The 13,419-nt window shown below is 58.9% G+C and carries 7 protein-coding genes; 3 read left to right on the plus strand and 4 right to left on the minus strand.

Going from position 1 to position 13,419, the window contains the following annotated elements; genetic code table 11:
• Position 1 precedes the first annotated feature (1 nt).
• Together V7650_RS10095 and V7650_RS10100 are read right to left on the minus strand one after the other, a co-directional pair.
• Positions 2–1,876, minus strand: coding sequence for a hydantoinase/oxoprolinase family protein (locus V7650_RS10095; RefSeq protein WP_335656117.1), 1,875 nt, complete (start codon positions 1,874–1,876; stop codon positions 2–4).
• A gap of 111 nt (positions 1,877–1,987) precedes the next feature.
• The gene (locus V7650_RS10100) at positions 1,988–4,684 is read right to left on the minus strand and encodes a LuxR C-terminal-related transcriptional regulator (RefSeq protein WP_335656118.1); all 2,697 of its coding nucleotides are present in this window, start codon (positions 4,682–4,684) and stop codon (positions 1,988–1,990) included.
• 117 nt (positions 4,685–4,801) lie between these two features.
• Between V7650_RS10100 and V7650_RS10105 the strand changes: the two genes are divergently transcribed.
• Both V7650_RS10105 and V7650_RS10110 read left to right on the plus strand, forming a co-directional pair.
• Entirely contained in the window at positions 4,802–6,007 is a 1,206-nt protein-coding gene (locus tag V7650_RS10105) for a lipid-transfer protein (protein WP_335656119.1), read from the plus strand.
• Between the two features lie 16 nt (positions 6,008–6,023).
• On the plus strand, positions 6,024–7,031 hold the full coding sequence (locus V7650_RS10110) for an NADP-dependent oxidoreductase (protein WP_335656120.1): 1,008 nt from the start codon (positions 6,024–6,026) through the stop codon (positions 7,029–7,031).
• Between the two features lie 55 nt (positions 7,032–7,086).
• Here V7650_RS10110 and V7650_RS10115 read toward each other — a convergent pair whose 3' ends face one another.
• Entirely contained in the window at positions 7,087–9,000 is a 1,914-nt protein-coding gene (locus V7650_RS10115; protein WP_335656121.1) for a M1 family metallopeptidase, read from the minus strand.
• A gap of 1,047 nt (positions 9,001–10,047) precedes the next feature.
• Between V7650_RS10115 and V7650_RS10120 the strand changes: the two genes are divergently transcribed.
• Entirely contained in the window at positions 10,048–10,212 is a 165-nt protein-coding gene (locus tag V7650_RS10120) for a hypothetical protein (protein WP_335656122.1), read from the plus strand.
• Positions 10,213–12,122: 1,910 nt separating this feature from the next.
• Here V7650_RS10120 and V7650_RS10125 read toward each other — a convergent pair.
• Positions 12,123–13,298: a tyrosine-type recombinase/integrase gene (locus tag V7650_RS10125; RefSeq protein ID WP_335656123.1), complete on the minus strand. Its 1,176-nt coding sequence runs from the start codon at positions 13,296–13,298 to the stop codon at positions 12,123–12,125.
• Positions 13,299–13,419: the final 121 nt, after the last annotated feature.

Consider the following 13,419-nt stretch of genomic DNA (forward strand, 5'->3'; position numbering starts at 1 on the left):
TTCAGTCTCCCTTCCGCTCGATGAGCAGATCGTGATTGCCGGTTACGGTGAAGTGCCAGCCCGTGCGTATCCAGGCGGTGAAGAACCGCTCCTCGACCAGGCAGGGACCCGCGGCATTCGCCCCTGCCTCCAGATCTTCCAGCCGGTACAGCGGCATGCCGCCCATCGCGGCCCGGCTGTGCAAAGCTGCCGCGCTATGCACCGTGCCGGCAGAAACGGAACCGAGGGCAATCGACGGCATGTCCCGCACCACATTCAGTTCGACGAAGCCTGATGCGCCGGGTGAAACCTCGGCAAGCGGCATGGCCTGCGCGTGGTCCCCGTCCCCTGTCACCGCCTGCCAGTCGCACTGACAGTCCTGCAGCGCGAAGCCCTCGCTTTCCATGGCCCGGTCCGCCTGCTCCTCGAGCCGTAGCCTGGCCTCCGCCACTGCTTGGTCGCTGAACGAATCGACCGGGCAGCTGTGTCGGTGGCGGATCGGGCTGAAGCCGATGCCGAAGGCGCTGAAGACTGCGGCAAAGCGGGGCACGAGCACCCGGTCAATGCTCGCTTTTTCGGCGATGCCGCAGGCGCTCATTGGGCCGGCGCCGCCAAAGGCAAGCAGTGCATCCAGTCCCTGCTTCCCTGCGAGACCGTTGATCGCTGCGGCAATCTTGGCCTCATAGGCGTCAATTGCCGCGAGGACCGCTGCGTCGAGGTCCATATCAAGCGGCTCGGCAATATGGGTGCGGACGGCGTTTCTGGCTCGTTCGAGATCGAGCGCAAGCTTGCCGCCGAAGAAACTCTGGGGGTCCAATATGCCCGCCAGCAGCATTATATCCGTCAGCGTGGCGTTGGTCCCGCCGCGGGCGAAACAGGCCGGTCCCGGCAGAGCGCCCATGCTTTCCGGCCCCACCTGGATGGCGCCGTTCGCGACGCTCAGGATCGACCCACCGCCGGCGGCGATGCTCGGCACATCGGCCAGGGGAAAGGCAATCGGTGCGCCTTCGACGTCCCCGAACCGATGCTCGGCGACCTGCCCTTCCTCGAACAGGGCAAGATCGGTGGTGGTGCCGCCAATGTCGATCGAAGAAAAGCGCCCGAATCCGTAATGCTCTGCCAGGATAGCAGCGCCGACGGCACCGCCGCGCGGTCCGGATGAATAGGTGTGCAACGCGATGGTTCGTGAAACGCGGGTTGATCCGCCGTCATTGCGAAACACCAGAAGCGGATTGCGTGCCCGGTGCTGTCGTAGCCGGCCCTCAGCATGATGCAGGAACTGCTCCATCGAGGGATGCAGAAAGGCGTTGATCAGGCCAGACCATAAACGCCGTTGCGATGAGGCACCTGGCGCTAGGTCGGTCGAGAACAGTAACGGCACCGCCCCCAGCAGGTGGCGCGGAAAGGTTGCATAGAGCGCGCGGCGCAAATCGCTCTCGACCTGCGCGGCCTCCTTGCCATCAAGGCAGATGACCAGCCGGCTGGCGCCTTTTGCGATCAGCGTGCGGACCGCCTGCACGACTTGCGCATCGGTCGCGCCACCGATGGCCGCCACCCGGTCGCCGACCAGTGCTTCAAACAGTTCGGATGCCGGTGCCCTGGCCGATTCGATTTGCGCATCACTGCTGACCAGCAGGCCAAGCCGGGGCCCCTTGCGCTGGACAATGGCATTGGTGCCCTGGGTCGTGGAATAGCGCAGATGATCGATCGAAGCGACCAGACGGGTGAGACCGCCCTCCTGCCCCAGCTGCTCGCCCAGCGCCTGCAGGCCGTTCATCAGACATTCGGTAAGATCATGGGGTGTGGTCACGGTCTTTGCGTGAACCACTTTCTCGCCATCAAAAGCACAGATATCGGTTAATGTACCGCCATTGTCGATATTGACCAGCAGACCCATTCACTCATCCTCCCTTGCGGCTCCGGTGGGTCCTCCCACCCGTTTTGCCGTTCGAGAATGTTCCTAGGCCCAGGGTACCACCGTTCACCCCACCCAGGTGGGTAGGTTTGCCTATTCGATCAACTTGAAGTGCCGGGCCGCCTGCACCGCCTGCATGCGATTGCCGACCTCCAGCTTGGCGAACACATTCCGCAGGTGGAATTTGACCGTATTTTGCGACACCGCCAGCCGGTCGGCGAGATCCTTGTTCGAATGGCCCCGGGCGAGAAAATGCAGAATATCGATTTCGCGCGGTGTGAGATTTTCATGTGGCCGCGACAGCAGGCTGTCTTCCATGTCGGCCGAATCGGGAATGGCGCTATCCTCCGTAGTGCCGCCTTCGGCAGCCTTGACGAGCAACTTCACATAGCGGGCAACATCGTCCACCGCCCAATCGGGATCATGGGTGAGATTTTCGTTCGCCAGATGATTGAGCATTCGAATGGCGGCGGGACCCTCGTCAAGAAATATGCGGTGCATCCGGGCCGGAGCGGCCAAGGCAACAGCCTCCATCATCACGCGCCGGGCGTGAGCAAGCTGTCCATCCATCTCCAGACTGATCGCCAGCAATGTCTTGAGACGGATCAGCCGGCGCACCCGGTGTTTCGCGGTAGCCGTGCGAATCTCCGACTGGATCACGGCACGGGCCTCTGCATGGGCGCCCTTGTGGACCAGCAGCCGCACGTAGGTGATGCGCTGGACTTCCAGCTCGCCGCTGGAATAGATCAGCTGCCCTTCGGTCGGCAGCCGCGCTTCGGCCGCAAGCGCCCCGAAACGGCGTTCGGCCGTGCTGATGTCTCCCTGCAACACCGCCTCGCGCACAAGCTCTGCCCGTCCGCAGTCAACCAGCCGGCTCAGTCCATATTTGTGGCCGGAATCGATCAGATATTCGAAAAGTTCGTGGGCATATTCCGGTTTCCCCTTCAGCCGCGCAATCCGGGCGAGCGTGACCACGCCGGAACAGAGCGGATCGACGATCGACTGTTGCTGGATCAGCGGGAGATAGTCGGTGATCACCCGTTCCGCTTCATCGATCTCGTTGCGCTCATACAGGGCTTCGCCCAGCGGCGCGGCGACGACGCCACCGGCCATGATCCCGCCCGGCCCTTCGACGTCCAGCTCCCGCAAGGCCCGGCGCAGATCGTCAATCGCTTCGCCCAGCAGCCCCTGGGAAATCTTCAGGCTGGCGTGGATCGCGTTCGCATAGGAACGACCGAAATAGTTGCGCGCCTTTTCATGGAGCGGGCGGGCGCGCAGGAGCAATTCATGCGCTTCTGGAAACTGGCTCTGAGCGCCCAGCCAGAAGGCATAGGCGTTAAACGCCACACCCTTGGAAAAACCCTGATCATCGCCAAGCCACTTCTCGGCGTCGCGGGCGCGTTCGCCCATCTCGACGACCCGGTCTTCGGCGGCAAGGACGAAACACCGCCGAACCTCCAGCTCTGCCGCCGCGACCGTGTCGCCATCAGATTCGGCAAGCGCGGTCTCGCAATGATTGAGCAGCCGATGGGCCTTGGCAAATTGCCGGCGAAAGCCATAGGCAATGACCGCCGCGTCGAGCAGCTTTGTGCTGCCGAACAGGACATGCTGGTCCAGCTGTTCCAGCAACGAGACCAGCAGCCCCAGCCGCTCTTCCCTGACCAGCTGTTCGGCCACTTCCTCGAGACAGGCAGCGGCGCTCTCCTGCCGTCCCGCCGCCAGATAATGGCTGATCGCCACCTCCCGCATATCCTTTGCCGCGAACCAGTCCGCGATCCGGACATGGCGCTGCGTCAGTGCATCGGGGCTGCTCTCCTGCTGTAACTGGCTACGCAGGAAATCGCCGAACAGCGGATGAAAGCGGAACCAGTGGCGGTCCCCGTCAACCGGATCGAGAAACAGTCCACCATCGGACAGGCGATCGAGCAGAGCCCGACCATCCGTGCCGCCCAGCTTGTGATTTACCAGTTCCGAGCAGAGCCGATCCGCAAGGCAGATACCAAGCAACGCTTCCCGCGTTTCCGGACTTTGCAGCAGGAACACTTCCTGGGCCAGATAATCGACAACCTCCTGGGTCATGCCGCTTCTCAGCGCCTTCGCCGCGCCCTGCTTGTGGGAGGCGAGCGAGAGGTTGATGAACTGCAGCGCGGCCGGCCAGCCGTCAATCCGGCCATGCAGTTCGCGCACCTCCTCCAGTCCCAGCCGGCAGCGTTCCGACAGGAATTGATAGGATTCGCCGAGGTCAAAGCGCAGATCGATGCTGCCCAGCACAATGGCCTGGCCCGCCAGCTTGAGCCGAGCACTGGCGAGATCCGGCATCGTCCGCGTCGCCACTGCGATGCGCTTGCCCGGCGGCAATTGGGCAATGATCTGGCCAAGCAGGGCATCAGCCTGGCCGTGGGCAAACTGGTCATATTCATCCAGCAGCAGCAGGGCGGGACCATTGATCGCGGCAATCAGGGCAGGGATATCCCGGGTGGTCCGCCGCAGCTTGCCGCCGGTGTCCTCGATCAGACGCTCGCACGTGGCGATGAACATCTGCACAAAACGCGACAGGTCGCCATCTTGGGACACCGGCGTGATCCAGCCAACCGCTCCGCCAGATTCAACTTCGGCGGCAGCCAGTTGCCGCAGCAGCGAGGATTTTCCATAGCCGGCCGGTGCCTGCGCAAGGATCAATTGCGCGCTGCTCGACTGGATACGATCAAGAAGGCTCTCGCGCCGCAAATCCACCGGCCCACTCTCCATTTCCGGCGGTTTCTTGCCGATTATATTTTCGTTCCTACCCATTCTAGTGGCCAACCTGGTCCTCGCCCCACCCTTTTGGGTGGTGTGATGACTTAGGTCCGGTCACAGGCAGGGGTCAAGGTCGCCATAACGGTCCACCAGAGTTTACAGGAGAGCATCATGGCCCGCTCCGTGATCATTGCCGGTGTGGCGATGACCCCCTTTGCGACTCCCGGCAAAGCCCGCGACTATCGCGCGATGGCGACGGATGCGGTCGCTGCCGTACTGGCCGACGCCAGCATCGGCTATCCCGAGATCGAACAGGCCTATGTCGGATATGTCTATGGCGACAGTACCTCGGGGCAGGCCGCGCTTTATCCTAGCGGTCTGAGCGGCATTCCGATCATCAACGTCAACAACAATTGCGCGACCGGTTCGACGGCCCTTTTTCTCGCTAACCAGGCCATCGCCAGTGGGTCGGCGGAATGCGTGATCGCGCTCGGTTTCGAACAGATGAAGCGCGGTGCACTGGCCAGCGTCTATGACGACCGTCCGGACCCGCTGGGGAATTTTCTCGATACCTGCGAAGCCCGGCTAGGCCCGTCCGACAGCCCGATGGCGCTGCGCCTGTTCGGCGGCGCTGGCCTGGAATATCAGCAGCGGTACGGCGCCGAGGACCGGACCTTTGCGCTGATTGCGGAAAAGGCGCGGCGCCACGCAGCCAACAATCCGCTCGCCGTTTTCCGGGAGACGCTGTCCGTCGACGAGATTCTGGCCTCTCCCGGCATGTATGGCCCGCTCACCCGTCTCCAGTGCTGTCCGCCCACCTGCGGCGCGGCGGCCGCGATCCTGTGCAGCGATGCTTTCGCGACCCGTCACGAGATCAGCCCAGATATCGTCATCGCCGCCCAGGCCATGACCACCGACCGGCCCGATTCCTTCGACGGCAAGAGTCTGGCGGCAACGGTTGGTGCGACCATGTCGCGTGACGCCGCCCGACAAGTCTATGAATCAGCCGGCATCGGGCCGGATGATCTCGATGTGGTCGAACTGCATGACTGCTTCACCAGCAACGAACTGCTGAGCTACGAATCGCTGGGATTGACTGCCACCGGGACCGCCGAGCGGTTCATCCGCGACGGCGACAACAGCTATGGCGGAAAAGTTGTCACCAACCCTTCGGGCGGTCTGCTGTCCAAGGGCCCTCCGCTGGGTGCCACTGGTCTCGCCCAGTGTTTCGAGCTAGTCACGCAATTACGCGGTGCCGCGGCGGCCCGGCAGGTCGAGGGTGCGCGTCTGGCGCTGCAGCACAATATCGGACTGGGCGGCGCCTGCGTCATCACCTTGTATGAAAACAGGGCCGGGCGCCAAGCCGGCACAAGTTGATCAGGAGAGAGCGAAGATGAACGGAACCATGGCCCGGCGCTGGTATTTCAGCAAGCGCCCCGAGGAAATGATCGAAGACGATACAATGGTCCTGCGCGACGAACCGGTGCCCGCACTCGAAGACGGCCAGTTCCTGTTTCGCACCCTTTACCTCTCGCTCGATGCCACCAATCGGGTCTGGCTCAGCGACTGGGACATCTACATGGAGCCGGTGCGGATCGGCGAACCGATGCGCGGCTTCGTGTTCGGCGAGATTGTCGAAAGCAGAAACCCGGACTTCCCGGAGGGGGCTCACGCCGCGGGACTGCACAGCTGGTCGGACCATATCGTCACCGATGGCGCAGGATTTTCCGTTTTCCCGCCGCTCGACGGCATCGATCTGGCCGAAGCCTTTGCCATTCTCAGCGTCGCTGGCCCCACCGCTTATGTCGGTCTTCACGATATCGGCAAGCTGAAAGCCGGCGATACGGTCGTGGTCAGCGGAGCGGCGGGCGCGGTCGGGACGATGGTCGGCCAGATTGCGAAGAACGAGGGGTGCAGGGTCATCGGCATAGCCGGCAGCGACGACAAATGCAGGATGCTGACCGAGCAACTCGGCTTTGACGCTGCAATCAACTACAAGAGCGAAAATGTCACCGACCGGCTGGGCGTACTCTGTCCCGACGGCATCGATCTGTGCTTTGAAAATGTCGGCGGCGACATATTGGACGCATCACTGACCCATATGAAGGATTTCGGCCATGTCGTGATTTGCGGTCTGATCTCCTCCTACAACAGCAGCGAGCCAATCCCCGGCCCATACATGTTTCGAAATCTCATCATGCGCCGCCTCACCGTCCGCGGTTTCGTAATCCTCGACCACGAAGACCGTTTCCCCGAAGCGATGGGCGCACTGGCCAGCTGGATGGCCGAGGGTCGGCTGACCATGCCGCTGCATATCATCGACGGGCTGGAGGCCGCGCCCAAGGCGCTCAACCTGCTCTATACCGGAGGCAACACCGGAAAATTACTCGTCAGGATCTAGTCTGCCGGTCGCTGCCGCTTCCGGGCGAATGCTTTTTCTGGCAGCGCTTGCTGGATCAACCGCCGCCGGTTACCAGCTTGTCGACCGTTCGGGTCGTCACCGAATGATAGCCACTGCGCGTCCGGGCATAGATGCGCCGTGCGATTGGCTTGCCCCATTCGCCTTGCTCCATCAGCGTTTCAAACAGAGGCGAGACAAATTTCCGGCGACCCACCGTTGCCAGAAATTTTTCCGCTGACGGCACCGCCGGTTGGTAACGGTTCTGCAGCGCAAGCTTCAGCCAGGCGAACAATATTTCATTATTGCCCGAGGCCGATAGCCCAAAGCTCTGGTCGAGCCTGGCCAGGTCCGCGTCCGGCAGTTCCGGTGGCAGCTTGCTGAGCATGCGCAGGCGCTCGGCACTGGTCCAGCTGCGCCACGCCGGCTGGTCGATCGTGCGGCTCGCGGCATAGGCTTCCGCTGCCTGGTCGACTTCGGCAAAGGCGCCCGGATCCGGCCGCAGCGCATTGGCGGGCAGGCCGGGTTCGTAAACCCAAGCGTCCAGCATCAGCCTTGCTTCGAGCTGCTCGTCCCCCCTGACCAGATTCTGCCGCATATCGGCCAGGAACATCGCCGATGTCGCGGGCTGGAAGGCGTGGCGATCGAACCAGCTTTCCAGCCAAGTATCGAATTTTTCACGCCCGACGATCGCCTCGACGCTGTGCAGGAAGGCGGCTCCCTTGTCATAGATGACCCCGCTAGCGCCGCCCTCCGGATCGGCGTTGTCGCCGGTCAGATGCAGCGCCGTGATCGCTGCGTCCGCCCCTTTTTCCGCAATTGTTTCCTCCATCGCGGCAAAATTCAGGGCCCGCTCCTGTTCGGCCCTCTTCTTGCCGTATAATTTCTCGATAATCCGGTTCTCGAAATAGCTGGTGGTGCCTTCGTTGAGCCAGCTGTCCGACCAGTTCGCATTGGTCACCAGATTGCCCGACCAGCTGTGCGCCAGTTCGTGCGCGACGAGGCCGGTGAGGCTGCGGTCGCCAGCGATGAACGTAGGTGTCAGAAAGGTCATCACCGGGTTTTCCATCCCGCCGTACGGGAAACTCGGCGGCAATACGATCATGTCATAGCGGCCCCAGCGATAATCGCCGTACAGCTCCTCCGCCGCGTCGATCATCTTTTCCGTATCGACCAGCTCTGCCGCGGCCCTGTCGAGCATGGCGGGTTCGGTCCAGACGCCAGAGTGGGGCCCCAGTTCCTGGAAGCGGATATCGCCCGCGGCAATGGCGATCAGATAGGGCGCGACCGGTTTGTCCATGGCAAACCGGAATGCCCGGCGACCCTCGCCAGCGTCCGCCGGATCGCCGCCCGAGAGACCCGACATCACCACCGTCAATGGCTCGGGCGCGGTAATCTTCGCCTCCCATGTCTGGCGGATGCCGGGACTGTCCTGGGTCGGTATCCAGCTGCGGTTCAGCGTTGGCTGGCCCTGGCTGAGCAGATAGGGATGCTCGCCTCCGGCGGTTTGTTCCGGCGCAAGCCACTGCAACGCCCGTGCGTCCGGGCCTGACCTATAGGCTACGACGATCTGCCGCGCCTCGCCCATGTCGATCGTCAGCGGCGCACCCATGCCCTCCTGCCGATCGCCCAGCCGGAACGGCAGGTCCTGGCCGGCGCCATCGGTGACCGACGATATATCCAGCCCCATCGTGTCAAGCACCACCGTATCGGCGCCCTCTTCCGCCAGCACGTCCAGCGTGGCCGTGCCAGCGACATTTTCATTCTCAAAATCCAGCGACAGATCCAGCGCCACATGCGTTACCCGCGCCACCTCGGGCCGGGCATAGCTATAGGGATCCTTTGCATCGTCACTGGTCAGCAGCGGCGACACCATCGGTGCTTGCTCCGCTTCCGGCCTTTCGTCCGACACGGAACAGGACCCCAGCGCAACGGCACCAATGATCAGGGACAGGCAGGCAAACATGCGCATGAGGACTCTCCGGGAAGGACAAATTCTGACGTAAGGCACGGATGTAAGGGTTGCGAGCGATTACGCAAGCCATGCGTTCGGCATCCCGGCGCCATCGCTGTCAGTTGATCCTCGATCATCCCTTGGCAGCAGGTAAAACCTTGCCGGGGCCGGCAATCCGCGCCATTGCTCTGAAAGAAATGGCGGAAACGTAGTCCGTATAATAATTGATATTTCTATTTGATTATATGATATTAAATTAAAGACGATTATTCTTTTCCCACTTCATCTCCCACGTTTGCCGCGCGTCACCTCACTTTTAGGTGTCCGGAAATTGTCTGGAAGGCGCTAGACCAATGAATGTCGCCTTACCTCAAAGCGCCCCCCCCCCGCTTCACCCGATGCCGCGCCAAAATGCGGTTGCATCCAACCGCTTCATGCGGCAACCTTGCCCTGAATCGGGTTTATCTTACAGTCCATCTGAGAAATGTGGGGTCATGATATGATGGAACAAAGATGGGGGTAGAATTGAAATGGCTGTAAAGGAATGGAGCGTTACGCGGGCGACAATGTTTGGAGCAGTTGTAGGGTTGGGATGGGGCATTATTCGACTGTATATTTTGTCTGGCGAGCCTCCTACCTCAAATCATGCGAGATTAATCGGAAACTTTATTGGGTCAGCTATTGGCGGAGCGTTTCTTTTTGCACTCATCTCTGCAGCGCGAAACTTTATGCTTCGTCGCCTTTAAAATTGAGGCATGGCCCTAAATTGGTGAGCCGCCTCGCGCGGGCGGGCGAAAAACTGTATTAGCGTTATCGCTGCGGATTGGAGCCGGTTTCCCAGTCGACAACACCAGAGATCGCAGCACCCCCACCCTTGCGCCTCTTTTTACGGATACGGAAAATTCGAGCCTGTCAGATTCATCACGCGCGCAGCCCGCAATGAATACGCAACTTGACTCGCGAATCAATCGGTTGTTACGGTAGGATTAGAACTAGGGATCCGATATGTATCTAATCGTTGGAGTGCGGAACGCAAAACGTCATATGTTCGTTGCGAGCACCGAAATGGCTACTGAAGCGTTAGCACTTTATCAGGCTTCACTGGAAACCTACCCTGATGCTTTGGTAATCGAAGATGGCGAGACACTCGACGATGCCGAGTTGAAACGCCACGTCGATGCTGAAACTACGGCAATGGAAGCACTTAAACGAGCATCGACGTTGCACTGATTTGCTATTCCGCGCTCCACCGGTCCGATGTAATCATTGGCGTATGCTCACCAGCCGAAACCGGAAAACTGCACCTCCCATGGCACTCGACAATGCAGTTGCTGGCCTATCCGTCGATTTAATCTGTCGTGAACATCAGTTAATATACCCAGAAGTTTTTGACTCGACTCGAATGAAAACGTGTCATTTTTTCAGGCGAGGTTCAGGTCTAGTTGATGCGACCCAACTGGACTTGAACCTTACCCGATGTTTCATTAATCGCCAAAACAGACCGGCGCGTTTCAGGTGAAGGCGGCAATTTCATCATTCCACAGGTTCGGCACTTGTCTCATTCGCGGTCCTACCTTCGCGCGCGCGCGAGACGTTGGTGGTACGCTCCCAAAATGTTCGGCTAAAGGATGTCAGAAATTCAAGCTAGGCAGTCGGGTCAAATGCAATCTTGAGCAACCTTATCCCCCCACGTTCGTAGTAGGCTGTGGAATACAACGGCATTTGAGTAAGAGTAGTAATTGTGGAAACCAGAACCATAGTAGCTTACGCGCTAATCGCGCTGTTGGTGGCAGGAGCCATCGCAATCGCTCGTTATCTTCGAAATAACAGCAGGGAAGCCGTCGAACGCTGTCAACGCGAGAAAATGCGCAAACGATACAGTGAACGCCTGAAACGCAAAGAGACGAAGCTTTGAGATTTTCGTGCTGCACCGGAACCAAAAGCAGCGCGATTGGCTTGCACTAAGTTGACGAAACAGCCGGGGCGGGAGCGCCCCCCGTCTCCCCGGCCTAATCGACACCCTGAAGATGTTGGAATCGACTATTGAGGACGTAACACAAAATTGGACAATCGCATACTATGGTGCAAACATAAATTATTCGGGGGCCTAATCCGGAGAAAAGGCTGGGGCACCTCAGTTAGTCCTTTGCCCAAACCGCAAACCAGTGAAGTTTCAATTGCACGGCCACCACCGTCAACATATTGAATGGGGGAGATAGCGATGACCGTGCCCATGCTTAATCCGCCAGCGCTGTTTTGGTTCCCGTCAGATTGCTGATCTCGGTTTTAGTGCCTATGGTATTATCATTGCTCAAATGGCCAAAAACATGCTTGGCAATATTGGTTATCCCTCGAAATCGCACTTTTTTTTAAGCTGTTGAAATTTAGGTCTTCACCTCAAATTCTGCAACCGCCCCCATCTCTTCCCCGCTATCCTGCCCCCGTCTTCCCACCGTGGCAAGTCGAGTTCATGCGCCGCCTCTTTTGACGCACCCTTGAGCAAATTGCCGACCACAAGTTTTGACAGGTTTTCACGGTATATGTCCGGCGCGTTTTTGTAGTCGCTGGCTCGCTGTCCAATAACCCGCGTCAAGATTGCGCCCTTCGTATATTTGTGTCCCGTTACTCGCACCAGCCAGCGCCGCGTCATCGACCGTATGATATCTGGAAATAACGGTTCCGGATATACGCTGTACGAAACGGTCGCTTGTGTTGCCCTTGGTTTTTAGGCAAGATCGCGAAAAATCTCGGCTCGTCGCCCCAATATACCCCCATGAAGTCCTTCATCATTTTTGACATGAACTCGTTTCCAGTGGGGCCGAAGTTGACGGCTTGAAATAGCGGCATGAAGGATCGAACAGCATTTGCTATGGTCGCTAGGTGCGATGGGTCTCTAAAATTTTCAACTAGTTCTGATTCATCCAACAGACTCAACTCGTGACAATGAAGGTGGGGGCCAATCACTCGCCGCAAAAACTTACTGCCAGATTCACACAATTACTCCCTTGGCTCTGACCAAGTTGAATAGAATTCCCCACCCCCTTAGAGAGATGTAAAATCCACTCCTTCCAATTCCTCCCGGGCTTCCAAAAGGTTGTCCAACAGGTCATGTAAATCTTTCCGCTCTTTGTTTGATGTGCTCATGATACCGCCCTCATGGTTGTTAGCTTGTCACCTAGGCAATAATCGGCCCAATTATCCATCAATACGCGCCGCTTGTCGAACATACTCCCCCTCCGGTAAGCTGCCTCGGTTTTGTCTTTAATGGTATGCGCCAAGGCCATTTCGGCAACGTCACCGGCAAAACTGGTTTCCTCACCTACCCAATCGCGGAAGCTCGAGCGGAAACCGTGAACAGTGAACGGCAAGCCTTGGTCCCGCATTATTTTGGTAAGCGTCATATCGGACAGTGGCTTGCCTTTCTTGGTTCCCTGAAACACAAAATCGCTTCCTGCTATACGATGGCCTTTGGCTGCCTCAAATATGGCGAGAGCGGCTGGAGAGAGCGGCACGATATATTCCCGACCTACTTTCATCCGTTCGGCTGGTATCGTCCATGTGGCGGCTTCAAAGTCAATCTCGCCCCATGTCGCCAACCGCACTTCACCCGACCGGGCCGCCGTCAATATCACCGCGCGCAAGGCCAGTGCGCCAATGCTTTCTTTCTTTTTTAGGGCATGACAAAATTCGGGGACGTCCGAATAGGGCATGGCGGCAAAATGTTTTTTCTGTCCCTTGCCGACTTTGGGAAGGGACTTGTTGATAATCGCCATCGACAAAGGTGCATCGCGGTAACCCTTGGCGACAGCCCAATCAATAATCGTATTGATTCGCTGCCGCACGCGCGTTGCGGTTTCATTCTTGGTTAGCCAAATAGCTGCCAATATATCCCGCACGGCTGGACCATCTATCTGGTTGACCGCCCTGTCGCCAATGGCAGGGAAAGCATAAGCCTCCAGCGATGAAATCCACTGGGCGTTGTGCTTCTTGTTTTTCCATGCCTTGCGCTGTTCGGCATAGACCAGTGCCGCCGCCTCGCGGAATGTCGGAATTCCCGCCGACTTGCGCCGTTCGGCTATCGGGTCAATTCCCAGTTCAACTTGGCTTCGCACAATGGTCGCACGGTCTCGCGCAATGGCTAGCGAGACTTTCTTGGCGCTGCCCAGCCCAATATCGCGCCGCCGTCCATCCTTTTGAACGCGAACCATCCATGAACGGGAGCCAGATTCGCCCACAACCAGATAAAGCCCATCACCATCGCCATAGCGGCCAGCCGCTTTTGTTGCCTTCACCGCCGTTGCTGTCAGATTGCCCATATCATTTTTCCCACACTGTTACCCACATCATAATCGGGTTAGCAGGGAATAGCAAGCGACAACCAGTTACACGAATGGCCGCAAATTCTCTAGTAAGAGCTAGGGTTCAGACATTTTCAGG

This window comes from Parasphingorhabdus sp., assembly GCF_036964565.1.
Lineage (GTDB): Bacteria > Pseudomonadota > Alphaproteobacteria > Sphingomonadales > Sphingomonadaceae > Parasphingorhabdus.